Here is a 24,607-nt window from a genome sequence, read left to right as displayed (position 1 = left end):
GGCGGCTCTTGACCCTCTCGGCGCGGCACGTCCGGCCCTGCCGGAACACGGGGCAGAACACCTCCGCTTCCAGATTCTCGATGTCCGGTTGGAAGCGCGCTTCCGGTGGGGCGCTGCTGCGCCCGGGGGCGATCTCTGTGAGAGTCGGCGTGAGGGAGTGGTGCGCCATTGCGAAGGGCATGGCCGGCGTGGACGCGGGAGGCGACAGAAGCCGTGGCTGGTCCGATTCTTCTTCGGCATCGGCGGGGTGACCCATCTGATGCGCCGGCTGGGCTGGGGAGCCCTGCCCGCAGGCATGCACCACCGCGAGATCCTCGGCACTGCCGCGCTGGGGGGCATCGGGTTCACCGTCTCGCTGTTCATCACCGGCCTCGCCGTCACCGACGCCGTCCTGATCAGCCAGGCCAAGGTCGGCGTCCTCACCGCCCCCACCGTCGCCGCCTTGGCTAGAGCGGTGCTGCTGCCTACCGCCCCGGCCGGCAGCGGCGCCACCGCCACGCCGCCCCCGCCGAACCAGGACCGCCCCGGAAACCGAGACCGACGCCGAAACCGAATGGAGGACCGGTGCTGGACATCAGCGCACTCACCTGGGTCGTCACCATCGGCCTGATCCTCGCCCTGCTCGCGGTCGACCTGATCCTCGCCGCAGCCCGCCCGCATCGGGTGGGCTTCGGCGAGGCCACCGCGTGGTCAGTGTTCTACATCGCCGTCGCGATCGGCTTCGGAGTCTGGTTCGCCGCGCGATACGGCGGCCAGTTCGGCACCGAGTACTTCGCCGGCTACATCGTCGAGAAGAGCCTGTCGGTCGACAACCTGTTCGTCTTCGTCATCATCATGACCACCTTCGCCGTGCCGGAGGAACACCAGCACAAGGTGCTGACCTTCGGCATCGTGCTCGCCCTGGTCATGCGCGCGGTCTTCATCGCGCTCGGCGCCACCCTGCTGGCGCTGTTCTCGTTCATGTTCCTGCTGTTCGGTCTGCTGCTGATCTACACGGCCGTGCAGCTGTTCCGCCACCGCGACGAGGACCCCGACATCGAGGACAACGTCATGGTCAAGGCCACCCGCCGGTTCCTGCCGATCACCGACGACTACGTCGGCGGCAAACTCACCACCCGCGTCGACGGCCGCCGGATGGTCACCCCGCTGTTCGTCGTCCTGCTCGCCATCGGCAGCATCGACCTGCTCTTCGCGCTCGACTCCATCCCCGCGGTGTTCGGGATCACTCGGGAGCCCTACATCGTCTTCGTCGCCAACGCCTTCGCCCTGCTGGGCCTGCGCGCCCTGTTCTTCCTCGTCAAGGGGCTGCTGGACCGGCTGGTGTATCTGTCCGCCGGGCTGGCGCTGATCCTCGCGTTCATCGGCGTCAAGCTCATCCTGCACTGGGCGCATGTCGACGTGCACGAGGCCGTCCCCGAGATTCCCACCCCGCTCAGCCTCGCCGTGATCGCCCTCGTGCTCGCGGTCGTCACCGTGGCAAGTCTGATCAAGACCCGGCGCGACCCGACCGCAAAGGCCCACCCAGGATCCCTGCGCGCCCATCCCCCCAAGGACGAGGACTCCGATCAGGAAGCCGGCGCCCGCTGAACCGCGCCGCTCAGGGAAGCAGACCCTCCGGCTGCCGCCGCGTTCGCCGGCCGCGACACGGGGCGGGTCCGCGCCCACGTGGTGCGTACTCCGAGTCCGTGCAGGCAGGTACTGGTAGCTGCCACTGGTGCTGCTTTTACGGCACCACGGGCGACGCGGTCTGCGACAGGCGCCTCTCTGACGCGGTCCCTGTCGGTCGCCGGTGTCGCTGCGCACGGACAGGTCGTCCGGCGTCGACCATGGGTGCTTGATGCGATCCATGCGACATACGGTCACCCCGACCATGGCGGTAACCTCCGGCGGAGGTCAGCACCGCCCGGTCGCCGTGTCCGGGCCGGGGCCGAGGCCCGGTTCTGCGCACTCGAGGACCCGGGCGAGCGGCTGCGTCCCGAACGGTGGGCTCCACCCCGGGTCACGGCCACGGTGAGCGGCACGCCAACTCCGGCCGACCCTGTGCGGCGGCGCGGCTGTGCTTCTGGGCCACGGCCACCGTGCCCTCGGCCGGTTCCCGACGACGGGCTGCTCACCTGGCGCTCCGAGCGCTACGGCTTCGTATGCGCCCCGCTCGGTCCGTGCGGTTGGGAAGCCGGGGCGTCCTGGTGACACTGCAGGAGCTGTACGTGACCCTGCTGGTCGCCGGCACGGTGCTGCTGGCCAGCATCGCCGCCGCCCGCGCCGCCCACCGCCTCGGTCTGCCCAGCCTGCTGCTGTTCCTCGCCGTCGGCGTGATCACCGGCGAGGACGTCATCGGCCTGCACTTCGATGACGCCCAGCTCGCCCAGGCGCTGGGCACCGCCGCGCTGGCGGTCATCCTCATCGAGGGCGGTCTGACCACCCAGTGGAGCGACATCCGGCGCCTGCTGGCGCCGGCCGGGGTGCTCGCCACCGTCGGAGTGGCCGTGTCGGTGGTCGTCACCGCGGCGGGGGTGCACTGGCTGCTGGGCATGGACTGGCACCTCGCGCTGCTGCTCGGAGCGATCGTGGCCTCCACCGACGCCGCGGCCGTCTTCGCCGTGCTGCGCTCGCTGCCGCTGCCGCAGAAGGTTACCGGGCTGCTGGAGGCCGAGTCCGGCTTCAACGACGCGCCGGCCATCATCCTGGTGACGGTCTTCTCCACCGCCACCTCCGAGCTGCCCGGTGCGGGGTCCATCGCCGGCACCGTCGTCCACCAACTGGCCGTGGGAGGGCTGCTCGGTGTGGTGATCGGGCGCTTGGGGGCGGTGGCACTGCGGCGCATCGCGCTGCCCGCGACCGGCCTGTATCCGCTGGCCACGCTCGGCTTGGGCGTCATCGCCTTCGCCGCCGCCGGCGCCGCGAACGCCAGCGGCATCATCGCCGCCTACCTCGCCGGCCTGGTGCTGGGCAATGCCAAGCTCCCCCACCGCGCCGCCACCCGCTCCTTCGCCGAAGGCGCCGGCTGGCTGGCCCAGATCGGCCTGTTCGTCATGCTCGGCCTGCTCGTCACCCCCCGCCAGCTGCCCTCCGCGATCCTGCCCGCCATCATCACCGGGCTCGTGCTGCTGCTGGCCGCCCGCCCCGCCTGCGTCGCCGCCTGTCTAACTCCCTTCCGCGTGCCGTGGCGGGATCAGGCGTTCATCTCCTGGGCCGGGCTGCGCGGTGCCGTCCCGATCGTGCTGGCCACCTTCCCCGTCGTCGCGGGCGTCGACGGCGCCCAGGACCTGCTCGACATCGTCTTCGTCCTGGTCGTCCTGTTCACCCTCATCCAGGGCCCGGCCCTGCCGGCCGCTGCCCGTCGCCTGGGCCTGTCCCGCCCCGGCGCTCTGCGCGACGTCCAGGTCGAGACCGCGCCGCTGGACGTGCTCGACGCGGACCTGCTCACCGTCACCGTCCCGCCGGGCTCCCGCCTGCGGGGGGTGGCGGTCTTCGAACTCCGCCTGCCTGCCCCGACCGTGCTCACCCTCGTCGTCCGCGACGGCGCCGCCCACGTTCCCGGCCCCGACACCGTGCTCCGCACGGGTGACGAACTGCTGCTGGTCACCACGCCGCAGACCCGGGAGGCCGCGGAGCGACGGCTGCGCGCCATCGGACGCCGCGGCAAACTCGCGCGCTGGTTCGGCGAACACGGCGACCCGGAACCCACCGCCGCCCCAGCCTCCAAGGCTCCGCGGTAAGCGTGCCGTGGTCGGAGCAGCTTGGCGTTCGCCCGGCCACTCAGCGGCGGACAGTGTCCGACGGTGCTCATGGCGGTGCCGATGACCGGGTGTCGGCGTTCACGCGAAGAAGGTGCACCGGCTGGTACACGCGAACGTGCGCGACGCGCCGTACTCCACAGCGCCGGGGCCACCCGACCAGATGGAACGGCCGGAAGGGGGTGTGTGTTCGTCCGTACCGACCGGTGCACATTCGGTTGTACGCCGACACCGGGGCCTGAGAAGCCGGGTGTTCCTGACGCGGATCTCATGTCAGCAGTGGGCGACGAGGCCCCGGCGGCCAGAATCGTGACTGCCCTTGATCTCTGCGCACACGAGCGCAGACGGCAGCAGGCTCCGTTACCGACGTGGCGGTCGCAGGCGGACGGTTGTGATGGCGTGCCGGTGGATGCCGGTGATCTCGACGGACCAGCCCGCTAGTTCGATCTCCTGCCCCGGACGCTGCGGCAGGTGCCCCAATCGGGCCAGGATCAAGCCGGCGATGGTCGTGTAGGGGCCGCGGGCGAAGTCGCCGATGTCGATGCCGAGGTCGGGCAGGTCGTGGAGGGGGAAGCTGCCGGGCAGGTCCAGGGATCCGTCGCGCTGGGTGTGCACGGTCATCATGTCGCGGTCGGTCTCGTCGTAGATCTCGCCGACGATCTCCTCCAAGAGGTCCTCGATGGTCACGATGCCTCCGACGGCGCCGTGCTCGTCGACGACGACGGCGAACTGCTGGCGGGCGGCCATCAGGCGCCGCAATGCCTCGGAGACCTTCATGAAGTCGGAGTAGAAGGGAACGGGGTGGGCGAGGTCGGCGACCGAGGTGCTGTCCTCACTGGTGATCAGGTCGCGCAGGTGAACGATGCCGATGACCTCGTCGATGTGGCCACCTCTGAGGACCGGGGCACGGGAGTGCCCGGAGCGGGCCAGGTCGAGGCGGGCCTGGGCGGCCGGCATGTCGTCGGGCAGGGCGAACACCGATCGGCGCGGGACGAGGACGGCACGCAAGGGGCGTTCGTGGATCTCCAGGGCGCCGGAGATGATGGTGCGCTGTTCGGTGGTCAGGCCCCGGTGGCTGACCACCATGTCGCGCAGTTCTTCGGGGCTGGGGGGCTGCTCGGTCTTGTGCGGGTTGCCGCCGAGCAGGCGGACGAGCAGGTCGGTGGTCCGGCTCAGGGCCCATACGGCCGGACGGGAGGCGGTGGCCAGCACATCCAGAGGCGTGGCCGCCAGCAGGGCCCACCGTTGTGCGTACTGCATGGCCAGCCGCTTCGGCGCGAGTTCGCCCGCCACCAGGGTCACGAAGGTCAGGATCAAGGTCACCAGGGCGATCGCCAGGGGCTCGGCGGCCCGCCCGGCGAAGTCCAGGGCGGGCACCAGGGGCTCGGCCAGCGACACCGCGGCGGTGGCCGAGGCCAGGAATCCCGCCAGGGTGATGCCGATCTGGATGGTGGCCAGGAAGCGGTTAGGGTCCTCCGTCAGGCGCACCAGCCGAGTGGCAGAGGCTCCTCCGCTGCGGCCCAGGCGTTTCACCTGGCTCTCCCGCAGGGAGATCAGCGCGATCTCGGTCCCGGCGAACAGCGCGTTCAGCGCGATCAGCGCGGCGACGAGGACGAGGGTCAACCAGGAGCCGTCCATAACGTTACCCTGCCATCAGGGGGTCCCTGGCGCCGCGTGCGGCGGGTGGCGCCACGCAGCGGCGCAGCTGGAGGGCGGCGATCTGCTGGTGGATGGATCGTTGCGCCTGATCGAGCGCGAGCACGCTCGCGCCGCCGCCGTGTTCGCCTCCGTGCCGGGCCGACGCAGGCTCCTCAGCCACCTCAGCCGGCCCGGTGGTCCCTTGCCCCGCGGGCCGCGTGGAGGACGGCCGTGCCGGCCAGGAAGCTCACCAGGGCTGCGGTCGGCAGCCCGAACGGGCCGTGGTCGGCCGGACCGGCGTCGGCCACACCGAGCAGGCCGAGCACGCAGGCGGCATAGCCGACCGTGGTCGCCGTGGCGCGCGGCCTGGGCCGGCCGAGCACCCTCGGCGTCCACCTACTGCGCGAGGTGGGGGCACCGCGCCGCAGGCCGCGCCTCTCGATCCGGCCGAAGAACGCCACCAACGCGCCGAGCACGAAGAAGAGCACGGCAAGCCACGGCAGCTTCCACAGCAGCCACGCTCCCGTGTCCGCGGGAGGTCGGGGCAGCGGGAACAGGCCGGAGGCGTACAGAGCCGCGGCGACGAGCACGAAGGCGCTCATGTGCCACAGCAGTACGGTGAGGATGACGGAGTTCACGGCGATCACGGCCATCCACGGCCGGAGCCGTTGCATCCGCCGCTCGCCCGCGTCGCGCAGCAGCAGCACCAGTCCGAGCTGAGCCGTGGCCAATGCCAGCAGCGCGAGCGTCGGCGGCGAGAGGTTGCGCAGCGGCATGCCGGGATAGTCGACCATGCTGACCGGGTAGGGGCCGGCCACGGTGAGCAGCGCCGCCGCTCCGGTACCGCCGATCAGCAGCGGCAGAGCCACGTGGGGCCGGGCCGGCAGCGTCCCGTCCTGCCAGGCGAAGCCGATCTGGTGCACCGCCAGCCAGGCGAACAGGTAGTTGCCCAGCTGCAGCGTCGGCGCGTCGAGGGCCAGCCGTGCCACGTCCCCGGCGGCGACCAGCCCCACCAGCACCAGCGGCACGGTCGGCCCGGCCCACCGGTGCAGGCGGTGCATCAGCGGGGTCAGGAAGACCATCACGAGGTAGACCAGCAGGAACCACAGGGGGATCGAGGCCAGCCACACCGCCCGGCCCACCTGAGCGGGATCGACGCCCGCCAGCCGGGCGATCAGCGCGGCGGCGGCAAGCGACACCAGGAGTGCGGTCGTCGGCCCTACGAGCCGTGCGCTGCGGTCGAGCAGCCAGTCTGCGACGTCGCCGCCCCTGCGGGTGCGTGAGGTCAGTGAGGCGGCGTTGGCGAACCCACCCACCATGAAGAACACCGGCATGACCTGGAACAGCCAGGTGATCGGGCGGCCCCACGGCAGTACTTCCAGGGCGCTGAAGCCGTCCGGTCCGCGGGGACCGCCGGTGACCACGATGACCATCCAGTGGCCGAGCACCACGATGAGGATGGCGAGCGCCCGCAGCAGGTCGACGTAGCGTTCCCGCTGCGGCGGTGTGCGCTCCGCGAGCTCGCGCAGACCGGGCATGCGGCCAGCATAGGAACGGTCGGCCGTGGCACAAGGCGACGATCCGAGAAGCGCGGAGCGTGTGACCGCAGGTCGCCTGTCGGCCGACCATGGCCACGGGGCTGCTGATGCGCACCACTCGTCGTGGCCGCGACGCCGCGCGGCCTGCCCGTGGTCGGCTATGAGGTGGCGCGCTCCTGGTCGGCGGTCTGCTCGGTGGCAGGGGTGTCCTCGCGGTGAAGGAAGGTGACCAGGAGGTCACCGACCGGGTGGTCGGCCTCCGCGGGGTGGCGCAGCGCGACGGTGGGATCGATGGTGTAGCGGTTGCGGCGGCCGACGCGGGTGCGGGTGAGATATCCGGCCGCCTCGAGATCGGCCACGATGAGCTGCACGGCGCGTTCGGTGATGCCGATCAGATCGGCGACGTCACGCAACCGGGTTTCAGGATCCCGGGCGAGGGCGATCAGGACGCGCGCGTGGTTGGTCAGGAACGTCCACTGGTCACCGCGCGCGGAAAGGGGCCGGCAGCAACCTCAGGCACGGCGCCCGTCGCCCGTCGCCCTCAGTGACGAACGCCTGCTCCCCGCACCACCGCGACCGGGCAGTGCGCGTGATGCAGCAGGGCTTGACTGACCGACCCCAGTAGCAGCCCCACGAAGCCGCCACGCCCCCGCGCACCGACCACCACCAGCTGGGCGGACCGGCTCGCCTCGATCAGCGCCTCCCGCGTCCTGCCCCGCACCAGTCTGTGCTCCACCGCTACATCCGGATGCCGCTCCTGGTGGCCGGCAAGACCCTCGAACAGCAGGCGCTCCTCCTCCGCGGCCAGCGCGCCCGGCGGGTTCGCGTACGGCTCGGACGGGTCCTGCGGTTCGGGCAGTGGCGCGTTCCAGTTCGTCCAGGCGTGCAGCGCCACCAGGGGTGCCATGCGCAGCGCCGCCTCGGCGAAGGCGAAGTCCACCGCCCGCTCGCCCGCCGCAGAGCCGTCGACCCCCAGCACCACCGGCCCGGACACCTCGCCCGCTTCCCGCACCACCAGCACCGGGCAGGCGCCGTGCGCCGCCAGATGGACCGCAGTGGACCCCACCAGCAGCCCGACGAACCCGCCCATGCCTCGCGATCCGACGACCACGAGCTCCGCGGCACGCGACTGCGCCTCCAGCACCGTCAGCGGCTCCCCCGTCACCACGGCATGGGTGACGTCCACCTCCGGCGCCGCCGACCGGGCGCGCGCCACCGCCTCGGCTACCAGATGTTCGGCCATGTTCCGGAGCCCGCCTCCCGGCGGGCCGAGCGGCGACGAGCCCAACGGCACATGCATCGCCGGCCAAAGGAACGCATGCACCACCCGAAGCCTCGCCCCACGCAGCAGAGCCTCCCGTGCCGCCGCCTCCACCGCGGCAAGGCTCGACGGCGACCCGTCCACGCCCACGACGACCAGACCAGCCACCATGCCTCCTACGGCGATACGTACCCCTCCTACCTCCCAGCTTCATCCCGGCCACACCCCGCCGCCACAGGACCAGAAGGCCCTCTCGGCCGCTCACCTCGCCGGAACGCACGGAAAGTGTGGATCTCGTCGTCGGATTGCCGACGACGCCACGTTCCGCGTGGCGGGCCTGATCGAGCGGCACCAGGGCGCACACCTTGCCCCCCACCTGCCGGGTGATTCCGCCGGGTCGTGCGTCGCCGGCAACGGCGGGGGGTGAAGCCGGAAGCGGTTCTCTCGGTGCGGGTTCAGGCGTGGGTGTACTGGAAATGCGGCACGGTGGCGAGCGCGCTGACGGGCTCGCTGCCGGGCGGCCGCGTGGGCGAGGCGGTGGGGTCGCCGGAGAAGCAGGGGCCGCACCACTGCCGACGGGTGACCAGTCGCCACGGCGGTGACACTGCGGGGGCGATCCCGAGAGTGCGGGTCCTTCCCGCAACCGCTGCACGGGACTACCCCGCGGTGTCACCGCCGTGTCGTCTGTTCAGCGGAGCTTGTCCTTGGCCTTGTAGTAGGCGCCGCCGAAGGGCAGGAACCATGCGGTGCCGTTGTAGAAGGGGACGGGGACCTTGGGAAAGCCGAGGCCGCGGAGCGGGTTGGCTTCCGGCTTGCCGTCCATCATCTCGGCGACCGCCCGGCCCATGTAGGTGGCCATCTGGACACCGTGACCGCAGTAGCCCATGGAGTAGTACAGGCCGTCCGCCTCGCCTGCGTGCGGGATGCGGTCCCAGGAGAAGCCGACCATGCCGCCCCAGACGTAGTCGATCCCCACCCCGGCGAGCTGCGGGAAGATCTCGGTCATCTCCCGCTTCAGGATGTCGCCGCTCTTGACGTCGGAGGCCGCGTCGGAGGGGGCGAAGCGGGCCCGGCCGCCGAAGGCGAGACGGTTGTCCGGGGTGAGGCGGATGTAGTGGCCGATGTTCTTGGAGTCGACCACCAGGCGGGCGTTGGGGATGAGCTCCTTGGCGCGCGCCTCGCCGAGCGGTTCGGTGACGATGATGAAGCTGCCGACGTTGATCAGCCGCTTGCGGAACCACGGCATCGCCTTGTCGGTGTAGGCGTCCGTGGCCGCCATGACCTGCTGGGCGCGGATCGTGCCGTTGAGGGTGTCGACCACGAAGCCGCCGTCCGCCAGGCGGGTGAGACCGGTGGCCGCGTTGCGTTCGTGGATCTCCGCGCCGGCGCGTTCGGCGGCCTCGGCGAGACCGTGGACGTACTTGCCCACGTGCAAGGCGGCACTCAGCGGGTCGAGCAGAGCGCCGTGGTAATAAGCCGAGCCCAGTTCGGACTTGAGCTCGCTGCGGGTCAGGAGCTGGGTCTCGTGGTCGAAGTTCTCGGCCAGGTCACGCTGGGTGGCCCGCATGGACTCGAAGTGCTGCGGCTTGGCGGCGACGCCGAGCCGGCCGGAGCGGTTGAAGTCGCATTCGATCCGCTCGGTCTGTGTCAGCTCCTCGACGACGTCGACCGCCTCGCGGAAGGAGTCGTACAGCTCCCGGGCGCGCTCCTGGCCGTAGCGCTTGCGGGCCTCGCCGACACCGATGGTGAGGCCCTGGGTACACATGCTGCCGTTGCGGCCGGAGGCGCCCGAGCCGACCTTGTCCTTCTCGACGAGGACGACCCGGGCACCCTTGCGGGCGGTGTGATAGGCGGTGGACAGGCCGGTGAGGCCGCCGCCTATCACCACCACGTCCGCCTCGTCGGGCAGGTCCTTCCCGGAACGGTCGGGCAGGGCGGGAGCTGTGTCCAGCCAGTAGGGGATCTGTTTCATGGCGTGCGTCCTCTTGCTTCTCAGTCCTGTGTCGCCGTGGGTCGGCAGCCGAGCAGCTTCGGCAGGCCCGACAGGTCGGGCAGCTCGTCGTACGGCTGGTAGTCGGCGCTGCCGGGCCGGCCGTAGCGGTTGATCCACACCCGGCGCTTCAGGCCGAGGTCGCGGGTCGCGATCTGGTCGTACTCCCAGCCCTGGGCGGTGTGGATGACCTGGGACGGCTCGACGCCCATCGCCTTGAAGGCGTGCTCGAACGTCTGCCGGTCCGGCTTGTAGGCGCCGGCCTGCTGGGCGGTGATGACGTGGTCGAACTCGACGCCGATGTTCTCGACGTTGCGCGCGATCAGGTTGTCGTCGCTGTTGGAGATGATGGCGATCTCGTACTTGGTCTTCAGCTGACGCAGGGCCTCCGGCACCTCGGGGAAGGGGCCGAAGGTGGGGACGGCCTCGACGAGCGCGTCGCCGTCGGACTCGCGGTACTCCAGACCGTGCAGGCGCATGGCGTTGCGCAGGCTGGAGTGCAGGATCTCGTGGTAGGGGCGGTACGCCTCCAGGACGGCCTGGAAGCGCATGACGCGGAAGTCGTCGAGGAACTCGTCGACGTCCAGGTTGTCCAGGTCCAGCCGGCCGGAGTCGGCAAGGATCTTCAGGGTGGTGGGCCCGAGCTGGAAGTCGATCAGGGTGCCGTAGGCGTCGAAGGTGACGATCTCTCGCTGGGTGTCTCGCATGGTGTTCAGCCTCGATCCGTGAAGTGTTGAGGTGGAGGTGGGGGTTTCAGACGACGCGTTCGCCAGGAGCGACGATCGCGTCGAGCGCGGCCAGGTCCGCGGTGTCGGGGATCCAGTCGGCCGCCGCGGCGTTGGCGGTCACCTGCTCCGGAGTCATGGCACCGCAGATGACCGAGCCGACCGCGGGGAGTGCGGCGAGCCCGCCGACCGCTACCTGGAGGAGGGTCAGGCCGCGTTCGGCGCCGTACGCCGTGAGCGCCTCGACCTTGTCGAGGGCTTCGTCGGTGAGCCAGCCCTGGCGCCAGGACAGGCGGCTTCCGGGCGGGGGCTGCTCGCCGCGCCGGTACTTGCCGCTGAGCAGGCCGTTGGCCAGCGGGTAGTACGGCAGCAGGCCGACGCCGTTGCGCAGGCACGCGGGGATCAGGTCGTTCTCCACGCCGCGGTCGAGCAGGTGGTAGCGGGCCTGGGTGGACACGAAGGCGTCGGACAGGCCCTCGGCCGGGAGGTTGGAGCAGCCGATGTGGCCGATCTTGCCCTCGTCGACCAGCTCGCGCAGGGCGGCGACCGTCTCCTCCAGCGGGGTGACGCCGTCCGGCTCGTGGTACTGGTACAGGTCGATCCGGTCGGTGCCGAGCCGGCGCAGCGACGCCTCGAGGGCGTACCGGACGTAGCGGCGGGAGCCGCGCGGGCCGTGCCGTTCCGCCTCCTCGTCCATCTCCATGCCGAACTTGGTGGCCAGGACGACCTGGTCACGGTGTTCCTTGAGGGCGGCACCGAGGAGTCGTTCGCCGTCGCCGCGGGAGCCGCCGCGCTCCCCGAAACCGCCGTACATGTCGGCGGTGTCGAACAGGGTGATCCCGGCGTCGAGGGCCGCGTGGACGACGGCCTTCGTGCCGTCCTCGTCGAGGCGGGCGCCGAAGTTGTTGCCTCCGACGCCGACGACGGAGACGGTCGGGCCGCGTTCCCCCAGCGTGTGATACCTCATGACCGGCTCCCGAATCCGATGCAGACGTTCTTGGTCTGCGTGTAGCTGTCCAGGGCTTCGAGGCCCTTCTCCCGGCCCCAGCCGCTGTGCTTGTAGCCGCCGAACGGCAGCTCGACGCCGGTGCCGACGCCGGTGGCGTTGACGTAGACCTGGCCGGCGCGGATGCCCTCGGCCAGGCGCATCGCCTTGTCGATGTCGCGGGTCCAGACGTAGGAGGCGAGGCCGTACGGGCTGTCGTTGGCGATCTCCAGGGCTTCGTCCGCGTCATCGAAGTCGATCACGGTGATGACGGGGCCGAAGATCTCCTCGCGAGCACAACGGGCGTCATTCGTCAGGCCGGTGAGGACGGTCGGCTCGACGTAGTAGCCCTCGGCCAGGGCCGGGTCCGACGGCGCGCCGCCGCCGACGCGCACCGTCGCGCCCTCCTGCCGTGCCAGATCGAGGTAGCCCAGCACCCGGTCGCGCTGCCGGGCGGCGACCAGCGGGCCGATGTCCGGGTCCGTCAGGCCGGGGCCGACGCGCAGGGTGGCGATCTTCTCGGCCAGCCGGTCCAGGAACTCCCCGGCGCCGCGCTGGAGCAGCAGCCGCGTTCCCGCCGAGCACATCTGCCCGGCGTTGCTGAACGAGGCACCCAGGATCGCCTTCAGCGCCAGGTCGAAGTCGGCGTCCGCGAAGACGACGATCGGCGACTTGCCACCCAGTTCGGTGACCGAGGGCACCACGTTGGCGGCGGCCGCCTGGGCGACCTTGATGCCGGTCGGCACCGAGCCGGTGAAGGTGACCTGGTCGATGTCCGGGTGACCGGCGAGGGCCGCGCCGGTCTCGCCGTCGCCGGGGACGACGTTCAGCACGCCCGGCGGAAGGCCGCACTCGAGGGCGATGCGGCCGATCTCCAGCGGGGTGAGCGGCGCCTCCGGCGACGGCTTGAGCACCACCGTGCAGCCCGCCGCCAGCGCCGGGGCGGAGCCCCTCGCGGTGTTCTGCAGCGGATAGTTGAACGGGATGATCTGGCCGGAGACACCGATCGGCTCGCGGAGGGTGTAGTCGACCAGACCGGGGCCGAGGGGGATCGTTGTGCCGCCGAGCTTGTCGGCGAAGCCGGCGTAGAACTCGAAGTAGCGGGCGGCGGACTCGACGTCGGCCTTGGCCTGGCTGAGCGGCTTGCCGACGTCCTGGCTCTCCAGGCGGGCCAGGCGCTCGCCCTGGTGGCGAATGGCCTCGGCGATGCGGTACAGGATCCGGCCCCGGTCGGCGGCGCGCATCCGGGCCCACTCGGGCGAGGTGAACGCCGCTCTGGCCGCTGCCACAGCCTGGTCCACGTCCGCCGGGCCGGCCAGCGCCACCTCGGCGAAGGCCGACCCGTCCGACGGATCGAGGACGGTGAGGGTGCGGCCGTCGGCGGCCGGGAGCTGCTTGCCGCCGACGAGAAGCAGCCGGGTGTCGCCGCTCATGGCCGGATCTCTCCCTGGATCTCGCCGAAGATGACGACCTCGTCACCGGGCCGGACGGTGCGGATCCGGCGCACCCAGAGCACGATGCCGTCCTGCGGGGCGCGGACCTCCTCCAGCGCGTTGCCGTAGTGGTCGACGACGTGGGCGATCAGGTCGCCTTCCTTGCAGCTCTCGCCCGGCTCGGCGTGACCGAGGAAGAAGCCGCCGGCCGTGGAGCGGGCGAAGGTGCCGGAGACGGCCGTGTAGGTGTCCCTCCGCCGCACCTCGCCTTCGATCATGCCGAGCTGCCGCATGATGTTGCGGATCGAGTCGATGTGCAGCTGGACGTTGGCCTCGCGGTAGGTACCGCCGCCGGCCTCGATGGTGACGGCGGGCTTGCCGGCCGCGAGGGTGGGGTGGCGGACCGTGCCGCCCCATTTGCCGCCCTTCCAGACCAGCTCGTGCCCGGCCGCGAGGGCGAGATCCGTCGCCAGTTCCTCATAGCCGCCCTGAAGGATGACGAGCGGGGCGATCTCGCCGAAGGTGCCGCCGGTGTGCAGGTCCACCAGGGCGTCGATGGCCGGGACGACCTGCTCGACGAAGGTGGCGGCCAGGCGCAGGGAGTACGAGCCGTCCGTATCGCCGGGGAAGATGCGGTTGAGATTGAGGTGGTCGAGACCGCTGGTGCGGGCGGCCGCCTCGAAGGCGGGGGTGTTCATGCAGGGGATGCCGACCAGCGTGCCGCGCAGGGTGGCCGGGTCGATCGCGGCGAGGACGCGGCGGATGGCCTCCTGGCCGTCGTACTCGTCGCCGTGCACGCCCGCGTCCACGCACAGGACCGGACCGTCCTCGGCGCCGTTGACGACGATGAGCGGTATGCCGAGCTCCACGCCGTAGGTGCTGGTGCCGACCGGGATCAGGCCCTGGGCGCGCTCGCCGGGGGCGACGGTCAGCGGACCGATGGAGTACATCAGGGGGTTCCTTTCGAAGAGGTGGATCACAGACGGTCGGACGCCTCGGCGAGGGTCTGAGCGATGATGTCGGCGATACGGTCGAGCAGTTCGCGGTCGCTGATCAGCGGGGGCGCGATCTGGACCAGGGGGGCGGCGCGGTTGTAGACGCGGGCGAGGAGCCCGGCCTCGCGCAGGCGACGCGGGATCAGGTCGGTGACGAGCTCGGTGCGGGCCCGGTCGCTGAAGCCGCCCCCGTCGAGGTCGCCGACGAGCTCGACGGCGTAGAAGAATCCGGCACCTCGGACGTCGCCGACGATCGGCAGCTCACCGAGGGACGCCATGCGCCGTGCCAGGTGGTCCTGGTGGCCGCGGACGTTGTCCAGGACCCGGTCCCGCTCGATGATGTCCAGGCTGCGCAGGGCGATGGCCGCGCTCAGCGGGTGGCCGCTGAAGGTGTAGCCGTGGTTGAGGACCTCGCCGGGACGGTTGATCACCTCGGCGACGCGGTCCGCGACCAGGGTCGCGCCCATCGGGGCGTAGCCGGCGGTGATGCCCTTGGCGACGGTGACGACGTCCGGGCGGGCCCCGTACAGCTCGCCGCCGAACCACTCCCCCAGCCGTCCGAAGGCGGTGATGACCTCGTCGGCGACCAGCAGGAAGCCGTACTGGTCGGCCAGCCGGCGCAGGCCCTGCCAGTAGCCCTCCGGCGGAGTGATGCAGCCGCCGCGGTTCTGCACCGGTTCCGCGATGAGCATCGCGACCGTCTCCGGGCCCGCCGCTAGGACGGTGGCCTCCACGTCGGCGAGCAGGTATTCGGTGAAGGCCGCCTCGTCGAGCGGCGAATCCAGGGCCGTGCGGTTGGTGTTGGCGATGAAGTGGGTCTCCACGGCGGGAGGACCGTAGGGCTCGGTGAGGCCGGGGTCGTCGGTGAAGGACAGGGCCCCGAGGGTCAGGCCGTGGTAGGCGCCGCGCCGGGCGATCGCCTTGATCCGGCCCGGCTCGCCACGCAGGGTGTGGTACCTGCGGGCGATCTTCCACGCGGTCTCCACGGCCTCGGCGCCGCCGCCGCTGAAGAAGACGTGCTCGATGCCGTCGGGCGCCAGGGCGGCGATCCGTTCGGCGAGTTGGAGTGCGGTGGGGTGCGCGGACTCCGACCACAGGGGGCTGTAGCACAGTTCGCGCAGCTGCTTCTGGGCCGCTTCGGCGATCTCGTCGGCGTAGGAGTAGCCGATCTGGCAGCAGTACAGCCCGGACAGGCCGTCGATGTACCGGTTGCCGACCGCGTCGTCGACGTACGGTCCCTCGCCGTGGCGTACGACGAAGAGTTCCTTGCCGGGTTTCGCGAGCGATCCATTGGCGGTCATGTTCAGCAGCAGGTGCCGCTGAGCGGTGGTGGTGGTCATACGGCTTCGCCTCCAGGGGCAGCGATCCCTGCCGTGTTCTCGACGGACAGCAGGGAGTCCTGCCGGCCCGAGCCGAGCCAGCGCACCAGGGCCACCAGGGCGAGGGCGAGGATCGCGAAGGCTATGAGGATGGCGCTGATCGCGGTCACGCTGGGATCGATATCGAAGGTCAGGGAGTTGTAGATCTGCACCGGCAGGGTGACGGTGTTGACCGAGGACAGGAACTGGGAGATGTAGAACTCGTCGAAGCTGGTGATGAAGGAGAAGATCGCCGCCGCGATCATTCCCGGTGCGGCGAGGGGGAAGGTGATCCGCCGGGCGATCGTCAGGCGGCCGGCGCCCATGCTGGCTGCGGCGTCCTCCAGCCGTTCGTCGATGCCGCGCAGGGTGGCCACGAGGATCAGCACCGCGATCGGCGAGGCCAGCACGGTGTGCCCGAGGGCGATCGCCAGCGGGCTGCCCAGCATCGAGGCCGGCTCGAACAGCAGGAACAGGCCCAGGGCGGTGACGATGTTCGGGATGAGGAGGGGGCCGAGGACCAGGGCGTAGACCGCGGAGCGCAGCGGGAGTTCGCTGCGGGTCAGGGCGGTCGCCGCCGTCACGCCGATGATCAGCGAGAAGACGGTGCTCAGGGCGGCGACGAGCGCGCTCAGTGACAGCGCGGCCGGCCACTTGCTGCCGTCGGCGAACAGCGCCTCGTACCAGTGCAGCGTCCACGCGTGGGGCGGGAAGGCGGCGAAGGCGTTGTCGCTGAAGGAGGTGACGATGATGACGACGATCGGCAGGGCCAGGAACAGCAGGATCACGCTGGCCGCCGCGGTCAGGGCGATCCGCCCGGCGAGGGTGCTGCGCAGCTGCATCATGACGCGCTCCTCTTCTTACGGCTGGCGCCGAGGGAGGTGATGAGCTTGACCAGCAGCAGTCCGGCGAAGGTGAGCAGCAGCAGGATGACGCCTTCAGCGGCCGCCCCGTTCCACTGGTTCTCCTTCGTCACCTGCTGGTTGATCAGGGAGGCGATCATCGTCTGGTTGGGTCCGCCCATCAGGGCGGGGGTGATGTAGTAGCCCAGCGACAGGATGAAGCTGAGCAGTCCGGCACTGGCCAGGCCCGGGGCGACCAGCGGCAGGTAGACCCGACGGAAGATGGTCACCCGCCCCGCGCCCATGCTGGCCGCGGCGGCCAGCAGCCGCCGGTCCACGCCGCGCATCACGCCGTACAGCAGCAGCACCGTGTACGGCAGCATCACCGAGGTCGTGCCGATGACCACGCCGATCTCGTTGTAGAGAAGCTGGTACGGCGCCCCGGGAACCCACAGGCTCGCCAGAGTCTCGTTCACCAGGCCCTTGTCGCCGAGCATGATGATCCAGCCGTAGGTGCGTACCAGGGCGCTGATGAAGTGCGGCACGACCACGACCAGCATGGCCAGACCGGCCCACACGGGCTTGAGCCGGGAGACCGCGTTGGCCAGGACGAACCCGAAGACGAGGCTGAACAGCGCCGTCTCCGCCGAGATGCGCAGCGTGGTGAACAGCACGGACAGGTTGACACCCGTGAGCGCGTCGGCGTACCAGTGCAGCGTCAGCGATCCGTCGGTGTTCTTCAGGCTGAGGAACAGCGTGCTGAAGATCGGGTAGACGAACAGCACCAGCAGATAGACGACGACCGGCAGGGCGTAGAGGATGCCGGCCCGGGTCCTGCGCGAGGCCAGGAGCTTGCGCGGGCGGGCGGGGGCGGTGGCGGTGAGGGCGGCCATGGCTCACCCGCCCTGTTCGGTGGGGAAGAGGTTGACGTCGTCCGCGTCGGCGGTGACCCCCACCCGCTCGCCGGCGACAGGTCCGCGGCCGGCCGGAACCTCCAGGCGCAGCAGCGGTGCCTCACCGCCATCGACCCGCACACCGGCGCGAACCAGAGTGCCTACGTACGTCGCGGTCTCGACCGTGCCGGTACAGAAGCCGTCGTCGGGGGCGCAGGCCCGCAGCCGACCCGGCTGGACAGCCACCTTGACCGGAGTGCCGGAGGCCAGCGCGTGGCGTCGCGCCCTGAGCAGGCTGCCGCACTGGTCAAGGCGGACCACGGTGTGCTCGTCCGTGCTCTGCACCACGCGGCCGGGCAGGAAGTTGGCCGCGCCGAGGAAGTCCGCCACGAACGGGGTCTTCGGACGCTCGAAGAGTTCCCGCGGGGTGTCGAACTGCTCGATCAGGCCGTTGCGCATCACCGCGATGCGGTCCGACATGACCAGCGCCTCTTCCTGATCGTGCGTCACATAGATGACGGTCAGGCCGAGTTCCTGCTGGATGGTCTTGATCTCGATCTGGAGCTGGTCGCGCAGCTTCTTGTCCAGGGCGCCCAGCGGCTCGTCCATGAGGATGACCGGCGGGCGGTAGACCAGCGCCCGGCACAGGGCGACACGCTGCTGCTGACCGCCGGACAGCTCACGCGGCTTGCGGCCACCGAACCCGGACAGGCCGGCGATCTCCAGCGTCTCCCCGACCCGCCTGCGGATCTCGCCCTTCGGCACCCCACGGAGTGTGAGCGGGAAGGCGACGTTCTCGCTCACGGTCATGTGCGGGAAGAGCAGATACTGCTGGAAGACGAAACCAAGGTTCCGCTTCTGCGGCGCGAGCCGCGTGACGTCACGACCGCCGACGGTGATGGTGCCGGAGTCGGGTTCGCAGAACCCGGCGATCATCATCAGGGTCGTGGTCTTGCCCGACCCGGAGGAGCCGAGGAAGGTGACGAACTCCCCGGCCGCGATCTCCATGGACGCCTCGTCGACGGCGACGACGTCACCGTACGTCTTGCGCAGGGCCACTACCGACAGCGCTTTGCCGGTCGCGGCGGCCTGCTTGCCGCCGACCACCGCGACGGACGGCGTGACCACACCGAATTCAGCCACGAGCCCACTCCAGCCAGCGCTTGGTGACGGCGGATTCGTTCTTCAGCCACCAGTCGATGTCCGCGTCGAAGCCCTTGTCGTAGAACTGCGGAGCACCCGCGAGCGTGGACCGCACCTCGTCGGTGAGCTTCTTGTAGGCCACCGGGGAGGCCGGGTTCGACGGGTAGGTCTCGGCCAGACGGGCCTGGACGTCGGGACTCAGCGAGTAGTCCATGAGCTGGTAGGCGGCGTCCATGTGGGCCGCGCCCTTGGCGATGCCGAAGCCTTGGAACTGACGGCGGGCGCCGTTGAGCTGGGCCGCGACCGGAACACCCTGCTTCAGCAGGTCGGCGAGCCGGCCCTGCCAGACGGTGGACATCGTCACCTCCTGGCGGCTCAGCAGCACCCCGGGGAGCGGGCCGCTGTCCCAGAACTTCTTGATGCCGGACCGGAGCCGGGTCAGCACCTTGAAGGCGCGGTCCACATCGAGCGGGTACAGCTTGTCCATCGGGACGCCATCGGCCAGCAGTGCGAACTCCAGCTCGGGCAGGTCGGCGTCCGGGTTGCACATCGAGCGGGCGCCCTTGAACCCCTTGGTGTCCCAGAAGTCCGCCCACGACTGAGGCTTCTTACCCCCGAAGGCGTCGGTGCGGTACGCCATGCACTGGGCGTAGAAGCTGCTGGCGATCGAATGGTCGGTGATCTGGTTCTCGGGGAGCTTCGCGCTCTTCAGGCTCTTGATCCGGTCGCGGTCCAGTTGCTCCAGGGCGTCCTGGGTCACGAACTTGGCGTGCTCCATCATCGAGTTGTTGATCAGGTCGAACTGGGGGCGGCCCTGCTTGATCTGGGCCAGCATCTGGGTGCCCTGGAGGTTGGTGACCTGCACGCTGATGCCGGTCTCCTGGGTGAACGGCGTGTAGACGGCCTTTTGGAGGGCCTCGCCGAAGGCGCCGCCGCTGTCGCGGACGATCACCGTCTTGCCGCCGCCCTTGCTGCCGGAGGCGGCGCGGCTGGTGCCGGTGCCGCAGGCGGAGAGGGAGGGGAGGGCGGCGAGGGCGGCCAGGCCGCCTGCTCCGCGCAGGAGCACTCTGCGACCGATCATGGGATCACTCATGACAAATCTCCTGGAATTAGCGCGTGAGGGACCAGCTGGGAGGTTGTGGGGTGGGGTTCGGGGAACGGACAGGCCGCGAGCGGGCCCGTCAGTCGTGCGGAACCGCGATGGCGGCGAGCTCCGCGCCAGGGGCGACGGTGAGCCCGTTCATGCCGTAGAGGATCTGTCCGGTGGCGGTGGCGGTGACCTTGTGTTCGCCACCGTCGGCCGGGTCGATGACACGGCCGACGGACTGGCCCTCGGTCACCTCGTCGCCGGTGGCCGCGTCCGGATACCACAGGCCGGTGACCGGGGACACGACGGAGCCGGTCCACACCCACTCGCGCGGCTGGACGGTCACCGGTGCGACGTGCTGGGGGGCGTCGATGACGCCGAGGTGGTGCAGGAGCCGGTAGAGGCCGTCGAGCAGGGTCCGCGTCTGGTCGGGGTTCCGGTCGCCGAGCTGGCCGGTCTCGATGAGGATGGCGGGGATGCCCTGCCGTGCGGCCGCGGCGTGGCTGTTTCCGCCCTGGGCGTTGCGGCCGAACAGTACACGCTCGTAGCCGACGGCGTGAGCCATGGCCCGCGTCTTCGCGTTCAGCTCGTCGTCCGAGGTCAGACGGTAGCCGATGAAGTCGAGCAGGGTCTCGTCGATGCCACCGCTGTGCAGGTCCGCGTAGGCGTCGGCGCCGGAGATGACGTTCTCGAAGAGCCAGGCCGCCAGTCGCTCGGTGGGCCCGCCGTCCTTGTCGCCGGGGAAGACGCGGTTGATGTTGATGCCGTCCAGCGGTGACGTGCCGAGGCGTCCGTCGTACACGGCAGGGGGATTGGCCACCGGGCAGATCACCACCTGGCCGGTGACGTCCTCCGGCTCCAGGAGGCCGCCGAGGCGGGCGGCGGCGTCGGTGCCGACGAACTCGCCGCCGTGGACGCCTCCGGTCAGCACGACCCTGGGGCCGGGTCGGGAGCCGTTGACGAGGATCAGGGGGATGTCCACGGTCTTGGGGCCGAGGTCCACGGGGAGGGTGCCCCGTGTCTTGCGCCCCGGCTCCGCGCTCAGCGGGCCGATGGTCAGTGTCATGTCGTACCTCGTTCAGGCCGCGGTGCGGCCGCGCGTGCTGATGAAGTCGATCGGCTGGGAGGTGCGGCCCTGCAGGGGCCAGGCGGCCTGGCTGCCCACCGTGCCGGTACCGACGACGGCGACACGTTTCCTCGTGGCCATGTGGTTCTCCCTACCGGATCTGCCGGATGGTGATCGGGGGCGGTTCAGGCCGTGGTACGGCCGACGGTCGACAGGAAGTCGATGGGATGAGCGGAGGTGCCGTCCAGCGCCAGGTCGGCTCCGATGTCACCGAAGGCCGGCGAGAGCTTGAAGCCGTGGCCCGAGAACCCGGCCAGGAGGATGACGTTCTCGGCGCCGGGCAGCGGGCCGATCAGCGGGCGGCTGCTCTCGGTGTAGCCCTCCATGTACACGGACAGGCGCGTCGGATCCGGGTGCAGGTCCGGCAGGTGACGGCGGACCAGCTCGGTGAAGACCTCCAGCTCCTCCGGCTGGATGGTGCGCTCCAGCGCGTTCGGGTCGCCGGCCGGGCTGTGCAGCTCCTTGTTGAGCCCGATCTTGACGGAGACGCCGTCCGGGGAGGGCAGGCCGTAGCAGTGGGTGGGCGTGGTGCGGATGAACGCCGGGCGCTCCTCGCCGAACCAGGCGTCGGTGGTGGGCACGTACCAGGCACTGATGAGGCGGCGGATGTCCACCTCCCACGGCAGCTCGGGGAGCAGGTCGTTCACCCACGGGCCGACGGTGACGACGACCGCGTCGAAGCGCTCGCTTCCGGAGTCGGTGCGGATCTCCACGCCGCTGCCGCTGGACACGATCTCGCGAACCGGCGTGTAGCGGTGGATGGTCGCGCCGAGTTGCTCGGCGCGACGGGCGGCGGTCTGGACCGTCAGCTCCGGGCGGATGAAGCCGGCGCGGCGGTCGAGCACGGCCGCGTCGCCGTCCTCCAGCCGGTACTGCGGGAACCGCTTGGCCATCGCCTCGGCATCGAGCACCTCGTGGTCGAGATCGTGCTCGGCGATGGACTCCAGCACGGTGGCCATCTGGTGGTGCTCGGTGGACCCCATCAACAGGCACCCGCTCAGGCGCCGCAGCTCCCGTCCGGTCTGCTGCTGCAGCTCCTCCCACAGGGCGTCCGCGTGCTTGAGCAGGGGGACGTACCGGGAGTCCTCGAAGTGGGCACTGCGGAAGATCCGGGTCTCACCGCCGGCCGCGCTGCGGTCATGACCGGGCGCGAACCGGTCGTAGGCGACGACCTCGGCGCCACGGGCCGCCAGCCGCCAGGCGGCCTGGCTGCCCATCGTTCCGACGCCGACGACGGCGACACGCTTCCTGACAGACACAGCGGTTCCTTTCGTCTCCCGGGCTGGACACCGGGCGCCCGACATGCGGATTCTTGGATTCCGGATGCGAGGAGGGCTGGAGATTGTCCGACTCGGACTTTCGAGAGGCGACTTCAAGCCACCCTCTCTCACTCCGTTCCACTCAGTGGCACGGTGTGCTACTCTTCGGCACGACGAACAATGACAGTGGCGTCAGAGGGAGTCAAGAGGTGTTGTCCGAGGAAATCCACAATTAACGGGGGGTAACGGCATGGAAGTCAGAAGCGTCACCAGGGCCCTGCAGATCCTGGAAGCGGTCGCGCAGCTCCAGCCGGTGACGGTCGGAGAGCTGAGCAAGCTCCTGGAGCTGCCCAAGTCGACCGTCCAGCGCACCCTGGTCACCCTGAACGAGGCCGGGTGGCTGCGAGCCAACCGCAAGGACACCACCCGCTGGGACATCGGTGCGCGGGTGCTCGCCGTCCGACCGGCGGCATTGCAGGGCTCGAGCCTGTTCGCCGCCGCACGCGAGCCCATGATCCGACTCCGGGACGCGCTGAACGAGACAATCCATCTGTCGGTGCCGGACGGGCTGCAGGGCGCTGTGATCGTGGACCGGGTGGACTGCACCCACGCACTCCGGATCGTTTTCGCCATTGGTGACATATCGCCCCTGCACGCGACCGCCTCGGGGCGCGCGATCCTCGCGCATCTGCCGACGGCGGACGTCGATGAGGTGGTCAGGCGCGGCCTGGAACGTTTCACTGATGCCACGCCGACCGATCCGGTTCAGTTGCGGGCCGAGCTGGAGCGGGTACGGGCCGACGGAGTCTCCGTCAACCGGAATCAGTACCGGCCGGGCGTCTGCGCGGTCGCTGCCGCCATCCTGGATGTGGATGGCACACCCCTCGCGACGATCACCGTCTCCATTCCCGAGTCGCGGTACGACGCCGCACGGCTACCGGAGCTAGGGCGTCTTGTCGCTGACACTGCGAAGGAGATCACGGCGCGTCGCACGGGTGAGTGAGCGCGCAGCAGGATGCAGCGTAGGGGCGATCACAGCCGCGCGGGTCTGTGACGCCCCACGGTCTGCCTGCGCGCAGGGACGGACCTCACCCGGACGCCGCCCCGGCCGAGCACAGGCCGATGCCCGCGCCTGGCTCACGGGGAGAGGGGGCCGGGCGCGGGGCGGCCCGCGCGGTGCGCGACGGGGCGTATGCCAGGGCAGGCGTCATCGCAAGGGCACCGTGAGGTGCTGAGACTCCAGTCGCGGCGGCCGCATTCGGCAGCCCCGCGCTGCTCGTCTCCCTGTTCCTCTACGGCGCCGGCACCACCTCCGACCTCCAGGCCGATACGCGGGAGCCGACCTCGCCGCGCCTCGTCAGCGCGCGCGTGCCACCTCCACCGTCATCGTCGCCACCACCGCGGGCGGCATCGCCGGACCACTGCTCGCCACACCCGCCGGGCATCTCGCGGCCTCCCTTCACCTGCCGGAACTGACCGGCCGGTTCCTCCTCTCCACGGTCGCGTTCACCCTGGCCGCGCTCGCCCTCCTCGTATGGCTGCGCCCAGATGCGCTCCTACTCGCCCGCACCCTGCCCGCGACCCCAACTGAGGGCGCACCCGCTGATGCCCCCTCCCGGCCGGAACCGGGCTGCTCGTCGGCGTCGTGGTCCTGGTCCTCAGCCGGCTCGTCATGGTCGCCGTGATGACCATGCCTCACTCCCCGGTGACGGCACCGTCCACCGGCTGGTCGCCCGGCACAGTGGCACCCGCGCAGTACGCCGAAGGGGACCAGTTCGAGACCGCGATCGACCTGTTCCTCGACGCCGTGGAGCTGCGCGCGCAGCGCGCCCGCGGAGAAGGAAGCGAACGCCCGGAGAACTGACGCCGCGTCCTGCGCGGGGCGCATCCGGCTGCGGCGGGCGGCCCTGGCGCCGGACCGGGCGTGGCCGGACGGCTACGTGACTCGGGCGACGATCTCCCCAGCGATGCGAGTCACTGGCTGACGCGAGCGATGCGAGTCACTGGCTGTCGCGAGTGATACGGCGTGGCGATGCCGCGCAGGCCATCGTCCTACCCGGCCGGGCGGCGATCGAGCGTCCAGTGACGCGTCCTCTCCGTCTCGGGTTTGGTCACACTCCCGTCACCTGGCCGACGATCTCGGCGCGGTGAAGCGGCCGCCGTCCCTGACGTGGAACAGGGACGGTGGCCGCTTCACCACGCCGAGCTGTCGGACGATCCGACGGAAGTGCCACCCGCTCTCGGCGGCGGTGCGGGCAACCGGGGTGCGCGTTTCGTCGAACCGGTTCGCGTCATGCTCGCACTGTGCGCAGCCGGTCGACAACACCCGCGCCAGAACGGCTGCAGAGAAGGTCACCGACGGTTACAGCTCCGTCCCAGGAAATGCTGCGCGGAGTATTGACAGCCGTCCGGGTCATTCCTACCTTCACTTCACGCGAACCGGTTCGATGACCGGATGCGGCCTCGTCGTCAGTCCCCAGTCCGACCCGGACCGCGGCCCCGGCTCCTCTCGGAGCGGGCCCGCGGTTCGAGCAAGGAGTTCTTCGTGAACATCGGTGAGATCGCCCAGCGTGCCGGTGTCTCGCGGAGCACCGTGT

The 24,607-nt window shown here is 70.6% G+C and carries 23 protein-coding genes; 5 read left to right on the top strand and 18 right to left on the bottom strand.

All coding sequences use genetic code 11. The annotated features are described in order from the left end of the window. Window positions 1-157 precede the first annotated feature (157 nt). The 3 genes from QNO09_RS37370 to QNO09_RS37360 all read left to right on the top strand — a co-directional run bounded on the left by QNO09_RS37370 (window position 158) and on the right by QNO09_RS37360 (window position 3,719). Window positions 158-610: a Na+/H+ antiporter NhaA gene (locus QNO09_RS37370; protein ID WP_349637015.1), complete on the top strand. Its 453-nt coding sequence runs from the start codon at window positions 158-160 to the stop codon at window positions 608-610. Then, window positions 565-1,587, top strand: a complete 1,023-nt coding sequence (locus QNO09_RS37365; RefSeq protein ID WP_349637014.1) for a TerC family protein — start codon at window positions 565-567, stop codon at window positions 1,585-1,587. Before QNO09_RS37370 ends, QNO09_RS37365 begins: the two co-directional genes overlap by 46 nt. 599 nt (window positions 1,588-2,186) lie before the next feature. After that, the gene (locus QNO09_RS37360; protein ID WP_283974687.1) at window positions 2,187-3,719 is read left to right on the top strand and encodes a potassium/proton antiporter; all 1,533 of its coding nucleotides are present in this window, start codon (window positions 2,187-2,189) and stop codon (window positions 3,717-3,719) included. 378 nt (window positions 3,720-4,097) lie between these two features. On the opposite strand, the gene QNO09_RS37355 is transcribed toward QNO09_RS37360, so the two are convergent. The 18 genes from QNO09_RS37355 to solA form a co-directional block, all read right to left on the bottom strand. Then, entirely contained in the window at window positions 4,098-5,375 is a 1,278-nt protein-coding gene (locus tag QNO09_RS37355) for a hemolysin family protein (protein ID WP_283974686.1), read from the bottom strand. 4 nt (window positions 5,376-5,379) lie between these two features. Beyond that, on the bottom strand, window positions 5,380-5,556 hold the full coding sequence (locus QNO09_RS37350; protein WP_283974685.1) for a hypothetical protein: 177 nt from the start codon (window positions 5,554-5,556) through the stop codon (window positions 5,380-5,382). A 1-nt stretch (window position 5,557) separates the two neighbouring features. Continuing rightward, window positions 5,558-6,913 (bottom strand): acyltransferase family protein, encoded by a 1,356-nt coding sequence (locus tag QNO09_RS37345; RefSeq protein ID WP_283974684.1) that lies wholly within the window; start codon window positions 6,911-6,913, stop codon window positions 5,558-5,560. Window positions 6,914-7,071: 158 nt separating this feature from the next. Next, window positions 7,072-7,380: a helix-turn-helix transcriptional regulator gene (locus QNO09_RS37340; RefSeq protein ID WP_283974697.1), complete on the bottom strand. Its 309-nt coding sequence runs from the start codon at window positions 7,378-7,380 to the stop codon at window positions 7,072-7,074. 74 nt (window positions 7,381-7,454) lie between these two features. Then, complete coding sequence (locus QNO09_RS37335; RefSeq protein ID WP_502962398.1) at window positions 7,455-8,345, bottom strand: universal stress protein; 891 nt, start codon at window positions 8,343-8,345, stop codon at window positions 7,455-7,457. Window positions 8,346-8,862: 517 nt separating this feature from the next. Continuing rightward, the gene (locus QNO09_RS37330; RefSeq protein ID WP_283974683.1) at window positions 8,863-10,146 is read right to left on the bottom strand and encodes an NAD(P)/FAD-dependent oxidoreductase; all 1,284 of its coding nucleotides are present in this window, start codon (window positions 10,144-10,146) and stop codon (window positions 8,863-8,865) included. 20 nt (window positions 10,147-10,166) lie between these two features. Further along, window positions 10,167-10,871, bottom strand: coding sequence for a haloacid dehalogenase type II (locus QNO09_RS37325; protein WP_283974682.1), 705 nt, complete (start codon window positions 10,869-10,871; stop codon window positions 10,167-10,169). A gap of 46 nt (window positions 10,872-10,917) precedes the next feature. After that, window positions 10,918-11,856: an aldo/keto reductase gene (locus QNO09_RS37320; protein ID WP_283974681.1), complete on the bottom strand. Its 939-nt coding sequence runs from the start codon at window positions 11,854-11,856 to the stop codon at window positions 10,918-10,920. Beyond that, entirely contained in the window at window positions 11,853-13,307 is a 1,455-nt protein-coding gene (locus QNO09_RS37315) for an aldehyde dehydrogenase family protein (RefSeq protein ID WP_283974680.1), read from the bottom strand. The genes QNO09_RS37320 and QNO09_RS37315 overlap by 4 nt, the downstream gene beginning before the upstream one ends. Continuing rightward, complete coding sequence (locus QNO09_RS37310) at window positions 13,304-14,257, bottom strand: succinylglutamate desuccinylase/aspartoacylase family protein (protein WP_283974679.1); 954 nt, start codon at window positions 14,255-14,257, stop codon at window positions 13,304-13,306. The genes QNO09_RS37315 and QNO09_RS37310 overlap by 4 nt, the downstream gene beginning before the upstream one ends. A gap of 26 nt (window positions 14,258-14,283) precedes the next feature. After that, window positions 14,284-15,642 carry an aminotransferase class III-fold pyridoxal phosphate-dependent enzyme gene (locus QNO09_RS37305; RefSeq protein ID WP_283974678.1) on the bottom strand — a complete coding sequence of 453 codons (1,359 nt, stop codon included), beginning with the start codon at window positions 15,640-15,642 and terminating at the stop codon, window positions 14,284-14,286. Continuing rightward, window positions 15,639-16,505 carry an ABC transporter permease gene (locus tag QNO09_RS37300; RefSeq protein ID WP_283974677.1) on the bottom strand — a complete coding sequence of 289 codons (867 nt, stop codon included), beginning with the start codon at window positions 16,503-16,505 and terminating at the stop codon, window positions 15,639-15,641. The genes QNO09_RS37305 and QNO09_RS37300 overlap by 4 nt, the downstream gene beginning before the upstream one ends. After that, window positions 16,502-17,395: an ABC transporter permease gene (locus QNO09_RS37295; protein WP_283974676.1), complete on the bottom strand. Its 894-nt coding sequence runs from the start codon at window positions 17,393-17,395 to the stop codon at window positions 16,502-16,504. Before QNO09_RS37295 ends, QNO09_RS37300 begins: the two co-directional genes overlap by 4 nt. Window positions 17,396-17,398: 3 nt before the next feature. After that, window positions 17,399-18,538, bottom strand: coding sequence for an ABC transporter ATP-binding protein (locus QNO09_RS37290; protein WP_283974675.1), 1,140 nt, complete (start codon window positions 18,536-18,538; stop codon window positions 17,399-17,401). Next, window positions 18,531-19,631 carry an ABC transporter substrate-binding protein gene (locus QNO09_RS37285; protein WP_283974674.1) on the bottom strand — a complete coding sequence of 367 codons (1,101 nt, stop codon included), beginning with the start codon at window positions 19,629-19,631 and terminating at the stop codon, window positions 18,531-18,533. The genes QNO09_RS37290 and QNO09_RS37285 overlap by 8 nt, the downstream gene beginning before the upstream one ends. An 88-nt stretch (window positions 19,632-19,719) precedes the next feature. Further along, on the bottom strand, window positions 19,720-20,691 hold the full coding sequence (locus QNO09_RS37280; protein ID WP_283974673.1) for a succinylglutamate desuccinylase/aspartoacylase family protein: 972 nt from the start codon (window positions 20,689-20,691) through the stop codon (window positions 19,720-19,722). 12 nt (window positions 20,692-20,703) lie between these two features. Continuing rightward, the gene (locus tag QNO09_RS37275) at window positions 20,704-20,832 is read right to left on the bottom strand and encodes a hypothetical protein (RefSeq protein ID WP_283974672.1); all 129 of its coding nucleotides are present in this window, start codon (window positions 20,830-20,832) and stop codon (window positions 20,704-20,706) included. Window positions 20,833-20,876: 44 nt separating this feature from the next. After that, window positions 20,877-22,010, bottom strand: coding sequence for an N-methyl-L-tryptophan oxidase (gene solA / locus QNO09_RS37270; RefSeq protein ID WP_283974671.1), 1,134 nt, complete (start codon window positions 22,008-22,010; stop codon window positions 20,877-20,879). A gap of 250 nt (window positions 22,011-22,260) precedes the next feature. Here solA and QNO09_RS37265 point away from each other — a divergent pair, with 250 nt between their 5' ends. After that, the gene (locus tag QNO09_RS37265) at window positions 22,261-23,013 is read left to right on the top strand and encodes an IclR family transcriptional regulator (protein ID WP_283974670.1); all 753 of its coding nucleotides are present in this window, start codon (window positions 22,261-22,263) and stop codon (window positions 23,011-23,013) included. A gap of 681 nt (window positions 23,014-23,694) precedes the next feature. Continuing rightward, complete coding sequence (locus tag QNO09_RS37260) at window positions 23,695-23,874, top strand: hypothetical protein (protein ID WP_283974669.1); 180 nt, start codon at window positions 23,695-23,697, stop codon at window positions 23,872-23,874. The last annotated feature ends 733 nt before the right edge of the window (window positions 23,875-24,607 follow it).

This window comes from Streptomyces sp. 378, assembly GCF_030124145.1.
In the GTDB taxonomy this organism is placed as follows: Bacteria; Actinomycetota; Actinomycetes; order Streptomycetales; family Streptomycetaceae; genus Streptomyces.
Note: the sequence above shows the minus strand (reverse complement) of the source record. Positions and strands in the feature narration are given on the sequence as shown.